This window comes from Bacillus cereus group sp. MYBKT14-1, from assembly GCF_051915185.1.
GTDB lineage: Bacteria > Bacillota > Bacilli > Bacillales > Bacillaceae_G > Bacillus_A > Bacillus_A cereus.
The window spans coordinates 172732-188074 of record NZ_JBQAEF010000006.1 but is presented as its reverse complement, the minus strand read 5'-3'; the positions used below and the strand labels follow the sequence as shown (position 1 = coordinate 188074).

The window sequence follows — 15343 nt, the reverse complement described above, 5'->3', positions numbered from 1 at the left end:
AAATGTTACTTATTTTTTGTATGTAGCGTTATTTTTCCCTTTTGTTTGATTATGAAGAAAAAGGATAAACTAAATAAGAACATTTTCATTGAAAAATTGTTCAAGATTGCATACAATCAATATAGTTTTTAAATTCCTATCAGAATACTTGGAGGATTACTATCATGAAGAAATTATTTTCAGTGCTTGCAGTAACTACATTAGCGATCGGGATTGTAGCCGGCTGCGGTAAAGAAGAGAAAAAAGATACAGCTAGTCAAGACGCGTTACAAAAGATTAAACAAAGCGGTGAACTTGTAATTGGTACAGAAGGTACATATCCACCATTTACGTTCCACGATTCAAGCAATAAATTAACTGGATTCGATGTTGAATTAGCAGAAGAAGTTGCAAAACGTTTAGGTGTAAAACCTGTATTTAAAGAAACACAATGGGATAGCTTACTTGCTGGCCTAGATGCAAAACGTTTCGATATGGTTGCAAACGAAGTTGGTATTCGTGAAGATCGTCAAAAGAAATACGATTTCTCTAAACCATACATTTCATCTTCAGCGGCATTAGTTATCGCAAAAGATAAAGATAAGCCTGCTACATTTGCTGATGTAAAAGGGTTAAAAGGAGCACAATCTTTAACGAGTAACTATGCAGATATTGCTAAGAAAAACGGTGCAGAAATCGAAGGTGTAGAAGGATTTAGCCAAGCGGCAGAATTATTAGCTTCAGGACGCGTTGATTTTACAATTAATGATAAGTTATCAGTATTAAATTATTTAGAAACGAAAAAAGATGCAAAAATTAAAATTGTAGATACAGAAAAAGAAGCTTCACAAAGTGGATTCTTATTCCGTAAAGGTAGCGATAAGCTTGTACAAGAAGTAGATAAAGCGTTAGAAGATATGAAAAAAGACGGTACGTATGACAAAATAACGAAAAAATGGTTCGGTGAAAATGTATCTAAGTAGTGCATTAGTTTCAGATCGATTGTCTACTTGGATAGATATTATGCAGACTTCCTTCATGCCTATGCTGAAGGAAGCTGTTTTTACAACAATTCCATTAACGCTTATTACATTTATTATCGGTCTTATACTTGCGACGTTAACAGCGCTCGCACGTATTTCAGGTAGTCGTATTTTACAATGGATTGCTCGTATCTATGTATCTATCATTCGCGGAACACCACTTCTTGTACAGTTATTTATTATTTTCTATGGTCTTCCAACTCTTAATATTGAAGTTGAGCCATATACAGCAGCAGTTGTTGGATTTTCATTAAATGTCGGTGCATATGCATCTGAAATTATTCGTGCTTCTATCCTTTCCATTCCGAAAGGGCAGTGGGAAGCAGCTTATACAATTGGGATGACATATCCACAAGCATTAAAACGTGTTATTTTACCACAAGCAACGCGCGTATCAATCCCGCCGCTTTCAAATACATTTATTAGCTTAGTGAAGGATACTTCATTAGCATCGTTAATTTTAGTAACAGAAATGTTCCGAAAAGCGCAGGAAATTGCGGCGATGAACTACGAGTTTTTAATTGTTTATTTTGAAGCAGGTCTTATTTACTGGGTTATTTGTTTCTTATTATCAATCGTACAACAGATGTTAGAAAAGCGTTCAGAACGCTATACATTAAAATAATCCTTTTACAAAAGGAGTTTTTGTTTTTATGATTTCAATTCAGCACTTACAAAAAAGTTTCGGAGATAATACCGTACTAAAGCATATAGATTTAACAGTTGAGAAGGGCGAGGTTGTTGTTATTATTGGGCCGTCTGGATCTGGTAAAACGACATTCTTACGTTGTCTCAATGTATTAGAAACGCCAAACGCTGGTAATATTCGTATCGGTAATAAAGAGCTTAACTTCTCTCAAAAAGTAACGAAGAAAGATATTGTTAATCTTCGTACGCAAACAGGTATGGTATTCCAGCACCATAATTTATTCCCGCATTTAACAGCACTTCAAAATGTAATGGAAGGGCTCGTTACAGTGAAAAAGATGGGGAAAGAAGAAGCGAAGAAAAAAGCAAACTATTTCCTTGAAAAAGTTGGTTTAGCAGATAAAGTGGATTTATATCCGTTCCAATTATCAGGCGGACAACAACAGCGCGTTGGAATTGCGCGCGCACTTGCGATGGAGCCGGAAGTGTTACTATTTGATGAGCCGACGTCAGCGCTTGATCCTGAACTCGTTCAAGAAGTTCTGAAAGTAATGAAAGAACTTGCTAAAGAGGGCATGACGATGGTTATTGTAACGCACGAAATGCGTTTTGCACATCAAATTGCGAACCGTGTTATTTTCATGGATGGTGGTGTCGTTGTCGAACAAGGTACACCAGAAGAAGTATTTACAAATCCAAAAGAAGAACGCACGAAGAAGTTTTTACAAATGTTGCAATAAATTAAGGAAGGTCTCAAGGCATATGCCTTGAGACCTTTTTGCCATATATATTTATTTGTGGAATCCGCCAAGGCTTTGCTCAGCCATTGCAACTAGACGTTTTGTGATTTCTCCACCAACTGAACCGTTAGCGCGAGCCGTAGAATCTGCTCCTAATTGTACACCAAATTCTTGAGCGATTTCGTACTTCATTTGATCGATTGCAGCTGTTGCACCTGGTACTACTAATTGATTTGAAGAATTTTGGTTTGCCATAGGAATATATCCTCCTTAGAGTTATAAAAGTTTTTTTGGTTGGACTAGCTGGAGTTGAACCAGATTATCGCCCCGGTTGGCGCTAATCCATCGGTAATTAAGTTTGTACTCATAGTATGGATGTTACCTAGAAAGATATACAAAATAATAATTTGTAAATTTTGTCAAAAAAACGTATTGATTTCGTAAATTATGAAATAAGAGTAATCGTTGTATTTTTAAGAAAACAGGCCAAACTAAGGGTGATATTAAATATAATTTTTTCATTGTAGCCTGCTACTTGTAGGCTAATTATTAGCTTCTTATTTATGATTTATTGAAATAAAAATGAAATCGGTAGCAACTTCATAGTTCTATTTTTAAGTAGGGATGGAGTGGGCGCTCCTATGTCTGGATAGGTTGCTCTCTTCACTCTAAAAAAGAGAGGCTTATAAACGATAACGTATGGAGGAATCATGATGGGAATTTGCCCGCTTTGCAACGCATTAGAATCACAAACATATTCTTGTCAAAATTGCCAAAGTATACTCCAAGATTATGGGAAGTCTGTAGATTACATAGACGATTATAGTGCCTATATGGATCAAGAATTATTAAGTGCAGTAGATGGTTTAACGCATAATAATTCAAATGAATATTGCAATCATATTTTTTATTGCAGAGTATGTAACGTGGAAACTGAGGTTGTAGTAAAACTTGTGTAAATAGAAAACTTCCACCTTATTATCTAGGTGGAAGTTTTTGTTTTTGTATTTGTGAGTGAATCATAGGAGAAGGGATATGTTCGGTGTTTGATGAAGCCCCTGGTTTTATTTGAGACATTTTTTCTTTTGTATCACGTAAAGAATGTTCAGTTAAGTAGACGGCATATTCGTAAAATAACTGGCGCGTCAGTTCACTTTGCTCTTTTAATTTTTTATCTTGGAATACAGTTCGCCCAGGTTTAGAGTTGGCTTCAAAGAGCCACGGATTTTCCTTTGTGTCTAAACCGATATCAAAACCGATTTCTCCAATATTTCCAGTTACTTGTTCATCGAGCGCGTAACTTATTTGTAAGGCAGTATGTTTTAATTTATTTTCAATTTGAACTTGTTTCGTTGAATCTGGAAAAAGCTCTTGTAATAATTTTGTATCACCGCCACTATTTACGTGCGTTGTTAAACTGCCTTTGCCGGCGATTTTGGCGACGATTGCACTAACTATCCAATTACCGAAATGGTTTTTATTTGTATGAATGCGGAAATCAACAGGTTGCCCATCGAAGCGAAGTAACGAAATACCTTGCTGTACGATAAACTTTTTTAAATCATGTCCTTTTAATACATGGTTTAGAAGAGTTTCTAATGATTGATACTTTCTCAGTTTATTTTCTTCATTTTCGCGATAACGACAGTAGTAGCAATTCTCTGTTTGAGAATAAAATATTTGATGAATATTTCTACCAAAGCTCCCGTGTATTGGTTTCATGTACACTGATTTATACGTGCCAAGAAACCGTTCTACTTGTTCAAAATGCTGAAATGCTTCTGTATTTGGTAATAAGGGTTTAATTGATTCGTCTCTCGTAAGAAGTTGATGAACTTCCCATTTATTGAAAAAACCTGGGTTAAACCATGGAATGCAGTAGTCTTGTTCTAATTTTCTTTTTGCCCTGACAATTGGTTTATAATTTTCCGCTTGCCGATTCGGTAAGCGATCGTAAATGACATTTGGTAAAGGGACTTTTTTCTTTATCCATTGTTTCTCTTGAAAGAAATATCCTTCAATCGTTTCTTCTTCCCAGTGTATATGTTGAACGCCAAAGACGAATACGAACGGTCGTAATGAAAATGGTGGTGTTAACAACTCACTCAGAGCAATTGAACGATTTCCTAAAGGGTTAGAAGAATCATCATTAAAGCCAGTTGTAAAAATGCCGATTAATGGTCCGAAAATAATTGTTTGGTTTTGTGTAAATGCATGAATAGTAGTTGATTGAGGCAGTAAAAGTTTTTCGGCAATATGCTTTCCGATAATAATTTCGCGAGTAAAGGAATAATGAATTTTCACCTCTTCACTTGCAATATGACGTATGCCGAAGGAGAGAGATGTAATAGGCGGTGTAATAGAAAAAACGTAAGGTAAAGTAATGCTATTTGGATGGTCATCTGAAATATTTAATGTATATATATGCTCTTTCAAAATAGGTTTACCTCCTTTCATTATGGTGTAAAGCGACTGAATTTAAGTGGTCCGTGAAATATCTTTTCAGCTAATGAATCACTATGACGAATGTATTGTTCGTAAGGAGGAATCGTGTTGACATACATAAGCCAGATTGCACCTTTTTGATCCATAATTGTGGAAAGTTCTAGTTCAAATAACGAAGAATAAGACTGATCTAGTGTTTGGAATACTTCATTTATAATGTCATGTAAAGCGTCTTGCAATAGTTGCACACCTGTACTAGATAGTACGTATTTAATTTTTGAAAATGAATGCAATGAATCATCGTCCGTTGCTGAGGGTAAAAGTTGATTAGGAAATGAGCTTTTTTGTATAAATTGACCGATAATAGTCCAAGTTTGTTCTTTGTTTTTTTGCAAAATGGTTCGAATGTGGAGTGGATATGTTAATTGATTTGGTGGTTGTAGCATAGTGTGCGCTATGTAACGGGATGAACGTATGTTAGATTTACACCAAGATATAAATTCGTCTGTCCGTTTGATTGTAATAGAAGTATGGTATTTTTCATGTACTGTATCAATATGAAACGTTTTATTTTTGTAAGCGACTCGATATAAGTTATCTTTAGAATGTATATTAGTGGGGCGTATAATAATATCTTTAGATTTTAACAAAAGTTTGAAAATGTTTTGTATCGTTGCCACTTCAAATTTGGGTATATAAGGAGACAGTTTTTTATTAGTGAGAAATAAATCATGTAGTTCACTTAAGTTAATAAGTGTGTTATTTAAAAAGGTAATGGAAGGACGGTTATGCAAAGAGTGAATAATTGATTTTGCTTTTTCAAAGTCTGTTTCCTCGTGAAAAGAATAACGATCATATATATAAGAAGGAATAGGGAATGTTTGCTCTTTCCATTTTCCTGTATCTGTATCGTAAATAAGACCAGAAACAAGGTCTGTTTTAGAATCAATACAAAATGGCGTAAACTGGGCAACGACATTATGATATAGCCGAGCGCGTTTAGCGATTTCGGTGTAATACGTTTGCTCATAATGAAGTTTAGAAGTTAAAAGGCCGAGAACCAACGAAATCACTCCTTTACTACTATTTGCATAATAGGCGAAGCTATATATTGCAAATACGTTTTTATACCATTATACTTTTGTCCGTATGATGATATGCTATAGTTTTGGAGAAGTGAAAGGTTGATTGTAATGAATACATGGTTAAATATGTTAACGACGACAGGACTCGGAGCAATTATTGGGGGATACACGAATCATTTAGCGATAAAAATGTTATTTCGTCCTCATCGTCCTATTTATATCGGAAAGTTTCAAGTTCCATTTACACCAGGGTTAATTCCGAAGCGTCGTGATGAACTTGCTGTTCAATTAGGAAAAATGGTTGTAGAACATTTGTTAACACCAGAAGGAATCGGAAAAAAGTTAACAAATGAAGAGTTTCAAAAAGGTTTAATCCACTGGGCACAAGTGGAAGTGGATAAAGTAATGACTAATGAACAATCACTGCGACATATGTTAGAAAAATGGAATGTAGCGCATGTAGAAGAAGAAGCGACTCGAAAAATCGAACATGTGATTACAGAAAAAATTTATGCATTTTTAGCAGAGTATTATACATATACATGGGAACAGGCTTTACCTCATTCTGTACATGAAAAGATAGAGAATGCGATTCCGAATGTCTCGGCGTTTATTTTAGAGCGAGGAATTAGCTTTTTTGAAAGTGAAGAAGGGAAAGCACGCCTTTCAAAAATGATTGATGATTTCTTTGCTTCTCGTGGAACGCTACTTAACTTAGTCGGAATGTTTTTAGGAAATGTAAGTGTAGTGGATCGTGTGCAGCCAGAAGTTATTAAGTTTTTAGGTCAAGATGGTACAAAGCAGCTTTTAACTGACGTACTGCAAAAAGAGTGGGAAAAGTTAAAAGGAAGAGATGTAAAAGAATTAGAAGCATTTGTAGAGAAAGAAATGATTGTAAGCTCCGTGCTGTCAGCAGTTAAAGTAGAGGAAACAGTGAGTAAGTTTTTAAATCAATCTGTTCAGCAAGTATGTGAGCCGGTTCGAGAAACAATTATTGAAAAAGTGGTTCCAAGTGCAGTAACGAAAGGCTTAAAGTGGGGAACAGAAAATGTAGAGAGTATACTAAATAATCTACACCTTGCGGAAATTGTCCAGCAAGAAGTGTCTACATTCTCAACAGAAAGATTAGAAGACTTAGTTCTGTCTATTACGAAAAACGAATTGAAAATGATTACGTATTTAGGAGCGTTATTAGGCGGAATGATCGGGCTCGTACAAGGATTGTTACTATTGTTTCTTAGATAATAAGGTGAGTACATAGAAATAAAAGTGAAATTTCTTCACATCTCTTGCATAGTTTGATATGGTAAGAAGAGGTGCGTATGTAAATGCACTGAAAAGGCAGTGCGTATGAAAAGCGCTAGCCTTCTAAAGGAGGAAAAATAAAATGACAAAGAACATTCATGATGTTGCATATGAATTACAAAAAGCAATCGCTGAAAACGATGACTTTAAAACTTTAAAAGAGAGCTACGCAGCAGTTCAAGCTGACACAGCTTCAAAGAACTTATTCGATGAGTTCCGTACAATGCAACTTAGCCTACAACAGAAAATGATGCAAGGCCAAGAAATCACTGAAGAAGACAACCAACAAGCACAAGAAGTTGTAGCTCGCATTCAACAAGATGCTAAAATTACAAAATTAATGGAAACTGAGCAACGCCTAAACGTTGTAATTGGTGACGTTAACAAAATTATCATGAAGCCACTTGAAGAATTATATAGCGCGCAACAACAAGCGTAATAGTGGAAGACGCTCCTATGGGGGCGTCTTTTTTGTTGTAGAAAAAGGCTTATATTTGGAATAAGGGGAACTGTACGTTTTATATTATATATCCGAATAATTCATGTTCGGTAAAGCGTAATCAATTTTTGATGAAATATGAATAAACTTTCATTAGTATTAACTAAGGTTTTTCTTTAAAATTACATATTAGGACAAGGAGGAAGGTGAACTGTGAGGCGTTGTATCGAGTTATATCACTTTAAATATGAAATATCATTAAAAAAGTTGGTACATGTGATAATGGAAAGTGATTTTTTATCAAAATTCTCAGCTAGTAGGAATTTTACTTATAAATGAATCTGAAATTAGGATAAATAATATTAGTATTACAACTAACAAAGTAGAGATTTATTGAATGAATGATAATGTGAAAGTTATTCTATATCAGAGGATAACTATATTTTTTGTGCTTATAACCGTTAAATGAAATGTGTATGCTTTAATTTATGATGACAAAATGTAGAAAATGGAGTTATTGCTGTAGTTAAAAAGGAGTTTTGTACAAAAGTGATTCGAGTATTTAAGTATGAATATCAATTGATTGTAACGTTACTATCGCTTAGTTTATTTAGTTATTTTGCAATCGAAATTATGTTATATCCTAGGGTAGGGATTGAGATAGAGCATCAAGAAAATCATTTGGTGATTAATAATATTGTGAAAAATAGCTGGGCAGCAGAACAAGATCTAGCAGTCGAGGATATTATTGAAAAAATAGATGGGATTCTCCCTGATGATAACTCTAATATTTCATTATATGGTGCTATTGAAAGGGTAAAGAAAATTACAATCAAGAAAGGGGGAACAATAGAAGAATATAAAGTAGAGTATAATCCGTACGATAAGCAATTGGTTTATCATCTTTTTTTACCAACTGTGTTTTATCTAACGTGTTTTTTTGTGGCTACATATATTTTAATACGTGCTCCATACTTGAATGCAGGAATGAAAGATTTAATCTATTTTCTGCATTGTTTAGGAATGAGTTACATTAGTATTATGGCGGGGTTACGAAAAGATTCAATAGCGTATATTGTAGTTGCTATTTCTTTAACGTACTCAGTTGTCTTTTTTATAAAATTTATGGACATGTTTACGAAAAACTTGAAGATAAGGTTTATAACAAAAACAAAATTAATCTACATAAATATAATAGCGTTTATTTTAGTTTGTTTAACCATTTTTATTTATTTAAAATATAATGATTTATCGACGAGTTATATTATATTGTTAAGTTCTGTTTTGTTTTTATTAACAGTATATGTATTGTTTAGATTTTATTTTAAAAGTAGAAAAAGTTATTATTTTAAGTTTATAAGAGTTATTATTATGAGCACAATCATATCAGCCATGCCATTTATATTCTTATTTTTAATTCCTAATTTGATAAATTACAAAGAAATAATAAGTGTCGAGACGACAGCGATCTTTTTTTTATTGGTTCCAATTTGCATTTTTTATATGATTATTGAAGGGAAAATATTTGATTATAATTTTGTTATTCATAGAGTTCAATATTATGCTTTACTGTCGATATGTCTAACGGGTTTCATCGTTATACTAGGGATTTTAATTTTCCACAATACTAGCGATAACATATTAGATGTTATTCGATTTGCTGGTATCTTGTTTGTTTCGTTAATGCTTTCTTGCTTTATAAAGGATTATTTGGATTTTAAATTAAGGAAAAAATTATATCATTCTCAGAAAAATTATCAGTTTAGTTTACATAGATTTTTACATCAGGCAAAAAATGAATATAAGTTTTCAAACTTAATTGTTAGCATAAAGAGAGAAATCAATGATGTATTAAGAAGAGAAGAAATATGCTGTATTGAAGTGAGTAAAGGGGATAATTCGCTCCAAATTATTGGGGATGGATATGTTTCTGAAGATGTGCTAAAGCAATTGAATGGATATCAGTTAGAGACATATACTGTTGGTTCCATTATACAATTAGAAGATCATTTTGTGTTTGTTTTGTCCATTTCAGCAAAAACAATGATTATATTGTTATGTAAGTCTAATAATAGGAGAGGTTTGAACATTCAAGAAATTGGATGGTTAGAGACATTGTGTAGTTATGCTGATTTATTATTAGAATGCTCATATCAAGTGGAAGAATTAGTGAATCAGTTGCAAACGATAAATGAACCGAAACAGCCTCCAATTTGGCTTTCAAAGTTACTATTTAATTTGTCTGAAAAAGAGCGGACAAATTTGGCGAGTGATATTCATGATGGTGTATTACAAGACCAAATACGCTTGTCTAGGAAATTAGAGGAATATCATAAAGATATTCCAGATGTCGATATGAAAAAAATAATTAACGAAGTATATGAAGATGTCTTAGATCATATTTATGTCATTCGTGAAACATGTAATAACTTACGTCCTCCATTTCTATATGAATTAGGTTTGAAAAAAGCATTATTAGATTTATTTAAACAAGTAAATCTTAAAGCTACATTTTTCTTCTATTATGAAATTCAAGATAATATTATTCTACCTAATGTAGAATATGAACAAGCAATTTATAGAATTATTCAGGAGTTATTAAATAATGCACTAAAGCATTCAAAAGCTTCTAAAGTTACAATTCGATTATATGAGCAAAATGGATATTTGAATTTAACTTATGATGATGATGGGATAGGAATGGGGATAGATTTAGACGAGTTAAATCATTCTTATAGTAGTTTAGGTTTATCCGGGATTGTAGCTAGAATTCATAGTTTAGGTGGAGAAATGTCAATAGATTCAAAGGTGAATAATGGATTAAAGATTAAAGTTAGTATGAAAATTGATTAATTGATTCAATCTTTAGATGTGGAAGGGATGAAAAAATGATTTCTGTTCTTGTTGTAGATGATCACGTTGCAGTTGGCCTAGGGACTAAAGCATTAATTGAAAGATATGATGATATAGAGGCTGATGTTTTCCATGATAGTGAAGAAATAAGAGAAGTTATGCATAATAAACAGTATGATGTATATTTAATAGATTTACAAATGCCAAAAATAAATGGTTTAGAGCTTTCTAAATATATACTTAGTGTGCAACCAGAAGCAGCTATTCTTATTTTTACAGGATTTGATGTGCTTGCACATTATAATTTATTAATAGATAACGGAGTACTTGGTGTATTAAGTAAAACTTCTTCTGAGAAAGAAGTGGTAAACGCAATCCGCCATGCAGTGAAAAAAGAAGTAGTTCTTTCTCATCAACTTGTAAGACAGTTAAGGATAGTAGAAAATGCATCTAATATAAATGTAGAAGGCGAAATGAAAAATATAATTTCTTTAAATGATGAAGAGAAGATGATTCTAGTTGAAGTTGGTAAAGGAAAAACAAATAGAGAGCTTGCCGAAATATTAAACTTAAGTCAAAGATCGGTAGAATATAAATTGACCGACATATTTCATAAGTTACAAGTTTCATCAAGAATGGAAGCAGTACAAAAGGCGAAAGAACTATGGTTTATTCCAACTATAAATTTTTAATGTAGCTCTTTATTAAATTGCGGTATTCACGCAAGAAAAATGCGTGAATACGAGAGGAATGTTCGGTGATATAAATGGAATAATATAGTATAGTTACATTAAAGGCAAAATAAACTCGCGAGGACTAACAGCTTAATATATTGCCTTTTATTAGGATGTATAGTCGTATTCAAGTATATACTAATTAATAACAATCAATATAAATATAATTATTTGAAAGACAGTCAATTATTTTAAGACACGGTAAAAAATTGCTGTAATCAGTTATTAGTATTGCATTGTTAAAAGAGTAATTTAGGGTTGAGTTACTCCAATTGATAAAAATCCTATACTTTGTCAATATAGTGATTTTATCGTCCATTATTTGTTGTTATTTTGCGTTTGTTGTTTTTGCTTGGGCCTCCTTTAAGGAGGCCTTTTTTTATAGGAAACGGATGAAGTGCATCCTCAGACATTAAAACTCCCTTTCAAAATAGCCATTTCTTATTGGTTATTTTGAAAGGGGTATACTAATAGCAAGGTACTATAAATTTGTTAATAATGTGAATAGGTGGAAGTATTTTAGTACATTTTTAGAAGAGATATAAAAATGTTATTTTAAGATAAACAAAAGGTTGTAAGCGCATTCTTTAAATCTTGTCAAAATAATGTCGAATTCATATTGTTGGAAAAATAATGCATTTGTAATATAATGATAAATGATACTTCACCACGTTAATTAACTAGGTGAAATTAAAAATCTTTATTACACAAATTATGAAACAAAGGAATGATTAGTTTGAGTACAGGTGTAAAAGCAAACGACGTGAAGACAAAAACAAAAGGAGCAGATCTTGTTGTTGATTGTTTAATTAAACAAGGTGTTACACATGTTTTCGGTATTCCAGGAGCAAAGATTGACTCTGTATTTGATGTATTGCAAGAAAGAGGACCAGAGTTAATCGTTTGTCGTCATGAACAAAACGCAGCATTTATGGCAGCTGCTATTGGTAGATTAACAGGGAAACCAGGCGTATGTCTTGTAACTTCAGGGCCAGGGACATCAAATTTAGCGACAGGTCTTGTTACTGCGAATGCGGAGAGTGATCCCGTTGTTGCTTTAGCTGGTGCAGTACCGCGTACGGATCGATTAAAACGTACACATCAATCTATGGATAATGCTGCACTATTCGAACCAATCACAAAATATAGCGTAGAAGTAGAGCATCCTGATAATGTGCCAGAAGCACTTAGTAATGCATTTCGAAGTGCCACTTCTACAAATCCGGGAGCTACTTTAGTAAGTCTTCCGCAAGACGTTATGACTGCGGAAACAACTGTAGAGTCTATTGGTGCGCTTTCTAAGCCACAGCTTGGAATCGCTCCCACAAATGATATTACATATGTAGTAGAAAAAATAAAATCTGCGAAATTACCAGTTATTTTACTCGGTATGAGAGCGAGCACAAATGAAGTGACAAAAGCTGTTCGTAAATTAATTGCGGATACAGAACTTCCTGTCGTTGAAACATATCAAGCAGCTGGTGCGATTTCACGTGAGTTAGAAGATCATTTCTTCGGCCGCGTTGGATTATTCCGTAACCAACCAGGTGATATTTTACTAGAAGAAGCAGACCTTGTTATTTCTATCGGTTATGATCCAATCGAGTATGATCCAAAGTTCTGGAATAAACTTGGCGACAGAACGATTATTCATCTTGACGACCATCAAGCAGATATCGACCATGATTACCAACCAGAGCGTGAATTAATTGGTGATATTGCCTTAACGGTAAATAGCATCGCGGAGAAATTACCGAAACTTGTATTAAGTACGAAATCAGAAGCGGTATTAGAACGATTACGCTCAAAATTATCAGAACAAGCAGAAGTTCCAAATCGTCCTTCAGAAGGTGTTACGCATCCACTTCAAGTGATTCGTACACTTCGTTCTTTAATTAGTGACGATACAACCGTTACATGTGACATCGGTTCCCATTCTATTTGGATGGCGAGATGTTTCCGTTCTTATGAACCACGTAGATTATTATTTAGTAACGGTATGCAAACGCTAGGTGTTGCACTTCCTTGGGCAATCGCAGCTACTTTAGTAGAACCAGGTAAAAAAGTAGTCTCCGTATCAGGTGACGGTGGTTTCTTATTCTCTGCGATGGAGTTAGAAACGGCGGTACGTTTAAATTCTCCAATCGTCCATCTTGTTTGGAGAGACGGCACATATGATATGGTTGCATTCCAACAAATGATGAAATACGGCAGAACATCCGCTACAGAGTTTGGCGATGTTGATCTTGTGAAATATGCGGAAAGTTTCGGGGCGTTAGGTCTTCGTGTTAACACGCCTGATGAATTAGAAGGTGTGTTAAAATCCGCGCTAGCAGCAGATGGTCCTGTCATTATTGATATTCCAATTGACTATCGTGACAACATTAAATTAAGCGAAAAATTATTACCAAACCAATTAAACTAATGGAGGCAGATTTGAGATGACTGTTGCGCAATTAATTGATATTGATGCGAAAAAAACGAAAACGAGTAATGAAGTATATCAAACATCTACAATGCTTGCGCTATTAGATGGTATATATGATGGTGTAATTAGCTTTGAAGATTTGAAAAAACATGGTGATTTCGGCATCGGCACATTTGATCAATTAGATGGTGAAATGATTGCATTTGATAATGAATTTTATCATTTACGTTCAGACGGTTCAGCGGAAAAAGTAGAGCCAGAAGAAACAACGCCATTTGCGACTGTAACGTTTTTTGAAAAAGAAATGAGTTATACGGTAGAGCGTCCGATGAATCGTGAAGAAGTTGAAGCGTTATTACATGAATTAATGCCAAGTAAAAACTTGTTTTACGGTATTCGAATGGACGGTACGTTCCGTGAAGTAAGGACGAGAACTGTTCCAAGACAAGAAAAACCGTATACACCACTCGTTGAAGTGACGAAATCACAACCAATCTTTTCATTTGAAAATACAGAAGGTACGCTTGCTGGATTTTGGACACCAGATTATGCGCAAGGTATTGGGGTAGCTGGATTCCACTTACATTACATTGATGATGAAAGAAGCGGGGGCGGACATGTTTTCGACTATGTTATAGAAAACTGTACGATCCAAATTTGTCAAAAAGCTCATATGCATTTAGCACTTCCAGAAACAGCTGATTTTATGGCGGCTGAATTATCAAGAGAAAATTTAGAAGATAATATTGCAACTGCGGAAGGTGTAGAGTAAGAGGGAAAGACTGTTCCATTTTGGAACAGTCTTCTTTTATTCGTAATGTTATTATTTGTCGATAAATCGATATTTCTTGTCGAACCGTTGATATATTGTAAGTTACGATAGATATATTCGAAAAATCGTTGATATATTGTAAGTTACGATAGATATATTCGAAAAATCGTTGATATATTGTAAGTTACGATAGATATATTTGAAAAATCGTTGATATCGCTTATTTCTTTGAAACAAACGGATGCCCCTCATAATAAAAACGCCACGGATAATGTACAGCTTCTTCTGCATAGTCGATATTAATACGAGGTCCTGCTGTTATTTTATATTGTGATGATATGTGTTCTTCTTTTGGAACTAATTCAATATGTAACGTATCATTTTGTAACGATACGCCGCGTTCTTTTAAAGTAATTCCGAGTGCACGGCATAGTTTGCCAGGACCGTTTGTTAAGTTTTTATATTGCGCTTTTGTAATTTCGGTCTTATTGTAGCGCGCTAGTTTTATTTCTGCTATTCCATCTACTGGCTCAAGGGCTCGAATGAGAACACCTTGCGGGGTGCCCACTGGCGCTGTAATAACGTTAAAGCAATGATACATACCGTAAATTAAATATACGTAAGCATGCCCTGGTGCACCAAACATAACTTCTGTGCGATCTGTCCGTCTGCCTCCGTAACTATGTGCGGCCTTATCATCTGGGCCTTTATATGCTTCTACTTCTACAATGATTCCGCTTCGCTTTATTCCGTCTACAATATGAACAAGTTTTTGCCCGAGTAATTTTTTTGCGACTTCTAACGTATCGCCTTCATAAAAAGAAGGAGGTGCCTGCATTGTACTATCTCCTTTGCTAAGTGTATATGTATAT

Annotated in this window: 14 protein-coding genes; 10 read left to right on the top strand and 4 right to left on the bottom strand. The window is 34.1% G+C overall.

Going from position 1 to position 15343, the window contains the following annotated elements; translation table 11 throughout:
- The first annotated feature begins 164 nt into the window (after positions 1–164).
- From ACTFO4_RS17175 to ACTFO4_RS17165, 3 genes are read left to right on the top strand one after another with little or no spacing between them, the layout of a single operon-like run.
- Positions 165–962, top strand: a complete 798-nt coding sequence (locus tag ACTFO4_RS17175) for an amino acid ABC transporter substrate-binding protein (RefSeq protein WP_000732840.1) — start codon at positions 165–167, stop codon at positions 960–962.
- Positions 949–1647 (top strand): amino acid ABC transporter permease, encoded by a 699-nt coding sequence (locus ACTFO4_RS17170; protein WP_000281501.1) that lies wholly within the window; start codon positions 949–951, stop codon positions 1645–1647. The genes ACTFO4_RS17175 and ACTFO4_RS17170 overlap by 14 nt, the downstream gene beginning before the upstream one ends.
- Before the next feature lie 28 nt (positions 1648–1675).
- Complete coding sequence (locus ACTFO4_RS17165) at positions 1676–2410, top strand: amino acid ABC transporter ATP-binding protein (RefSeq protein ID WP_000623610.1); 735 nt, start codon at positions 1676–1678, stop codon at positions 2408–2410.
- Between the two features lie 51 nt (positions 2411–2461).
- Here ACTFO4_RS17165 and sasP read toward each other — a convergent pair whose 3' ends face one another.
- Positions 2462–2665 carry a small acid-soluble spore protein, SasP family gene (gene sasP / locus ACTFO4_RS17160; RefSeq protein ID WP_000013338.1) on the bottom strand — a complete coding sequence of 68 codons (204 nt, stop codon included), beginning with the start codon at positions 2663–2665 and terminating at the stop codon, positions 2462–2464.
- A 458-nt stretch (positions 2666–3123) separates the two neighbouring features.
- Here sasP and ACTFO4_RS17155 point away from each other — a divergent pair, with 458 nt between their 5' ends.
- Positions 3124–3369, top strand: coding sequence for a hypothetical protein (locus tag ACTFO4_RS17155; RefSeq protein ID WP_000510476.1), 246 nt, complete (start codon positions 3124–3126; stop codon positions 3367–3369).
- Between the two features lie 19 nt (positions 3370–3388).
- On the opposite strand, the gene ACTFO4_RS17150 is transcribed toward ACTFO4_RS17155, so the two are convergent.
- Entirely contained in the window at positions 3389–4846 is a 1458-nt protein-coding gene (locus tag ACTFO4_RS17150) for a YheC/YheD family endospore coat-associated protein (protein WP_061456833.1), read from the bottom strand.
- Between the two features lie 20 nt (positions 4847–4866).
- Positions 4867–5919: a YheC/YheD family endospore coat-associated protein gene (locus ACTFO4_RS17145; RefSeq protein ID WP_000242819.1), complete on the bottom strand. Its 1053-nt coding sequence runs from the start codon at positions 5917–5919 to the stop codon at positions 4867–4869.
- A gap of 129 nt (positions 5920–6048) precedes the next feature.
- Here ACTFO4_RS17145 and ACTFO4_RS17140 point away from each other — a divergent pair, with 129 nt between their 5' ends.
- The 6 genes from ACTFO4_RS17140 to alsD all read left to right on the top strand — a co-directional run bounded on the left by ACTFO4_RS17140 (position 6049) and on the right by alsD (position 14471).
- Positions 6049–7185: a DUF445 domain-containing protein gene (locus ACTFO4_RS17140; protein ID WP_031312418.1), complete on the top strand. Its 1137-nt coding sequence runs from the start codon at positions 6049–6051 to the stop codon at positions 7183–7185.
- Between the two features lie 142 nt (positions 7186–7327).
- On the top strand, positions 7328–7684 hold the full coding sequence (locus tag ACTFO4_RS17135; RefSeq protein ID WP_000164610.1) for a YlbF/YmcA family competence regulator: 357 nt from the start codon (positions 7328–7330) through the stop codon (positions 7682–7684).
- Between the two features lie 549 nt (positions 7685–8233).
- Positions 8234–10537 carry an ATP-binding protein gene (locus tag ACTFO4_RS17130; RefSeq protein ID WP_061456834.1) on the top strand — a complete coding sequence of 768 codons (2304 nt, stop codon included), beginning with the start codon at positions 8234–8236 and terminating at the stop codon, positions 10535–10537.
- A gap of 35 nt (positions 10538–10572) precedes the next feature.
- A complete protein-coding gene (locus ACTFO4_RS17125; RefSeq protein ID WP_000626498.1) occupies positions 10573–11229 on the top strand; it encodes a response regulator transcription factor in 657 nt (218 codons plus the stop codon).
- Positions 11230–12007: 778 nt separating this feature from the next.
- Positions 12008–13696, top strand: a complete 1689-nt coding sequence (gene alsS, locus ACTFO4_RS17120) for an acetolactate synthase AlsS (RefSeq protein ID WP_000103535.1) — start codon at positions 12008–12010, stop codon at positions 13694–13696.
- A 16-nt stretch (positions 13697–13712) separates the two neighbouring features.
- Entirely contained in the window at positions 13713–14471 is a 759-nt protein-coding gene (gene alsD / locus ACTFO4_RS17115) for an alpha-acetolactate decarboxylase (RefSeq protein ID WP_017674415.1), read from the top strand.
- A gap of 220 nt (positions 14472–14691) precedes the next feature.
- On the opposite strand, the gene ACTFO4_RS17110 is transcribed toward alsD, so the two are convergent.
- The gene (locus ACTFO4_RS17110) at positions 14692–15309 is read right to left on the bottom strand and encodes a DNA-3-methyladenine glycosylase (protein ID WP_001148783.1); all 618 of its coding nucleotides are present in this window, start codon (positions 15307–15309) and stop codon (positions 14692–14694) included.
- Positions 15310–15343: the final 34 nt, after the last annotated feature.

Bases quoted from the DNA above. Each gene is read 5' to 3' on its own strand.
- ACTFO4_RS17170 (WP_000281501.1), top strand. From the start codon at position 949: ATGTATCTAAGTAGTGCATTAGTTTCAGATCGATTGTCTACTTGGATA.
- ACTFO4_RS17175 (WP_000732840.1), top strand. From the start codon at position 165: ATGAAGAAATTATTTTCAGTGCTTGCAGTAACTACATTAGCGATCGGG.
- ACTFO4_RS17135 (WP_000164610.1), top strand. From the start codon at position 7,328: ATGACAAAGAACATTCATGATGTTGCATATGAATTACAAAAAGCAATC.
- ACTFO4_RS17165 (WP_000623610.1), top strand. From the start codon at position 1,676: ATGATTTCAATTCAGCACTTACAAAAAAGTTTCGGAGATAATACCGTA.
- alsD (WP_017674415.1), top strand. From the start codon at position 13,713: ATGACTGTTGCGCAATTAATTGATATTGATGCGAAAAAAACGAAAACG.
- ACTFO4_RS17155 (WP_000510476.1), top strand. From the start codon at position 3,124: ATGGGAATTTGCCCGCTTTGCAACGCATTAGAATCACAAACATATTCT.
- ACTFO4_RS17125 (WP_000626498.1), top strand. From the start codon at position 10,573: ATGATTTCTGTTCTTGTTGTAGATGATCACGTTGCAGTTGGCCTAGGG.
- ACTFO4_RS17140 (WP_031312418.1), top strand. From the start codon at position 6,049: ATGAATACATGGTTAAATATGTTAACGACGACAGGACTCGGAGCAATT.
- ACTFO4_RS17110 (WP_001148783.1), bottom strand. From the start codon at position 15,309: ATGCAGGCACCTCCTTCTTTTTATGAAGGCGATACGTTAGAAGTCGCA.
- sasP (WP_000013338.1), bottom strand. From the start codon at position 2,665: ATGGCAAACCAAAATTCTTCAAATCAATTAGTAGTACCAGGTGCAACA.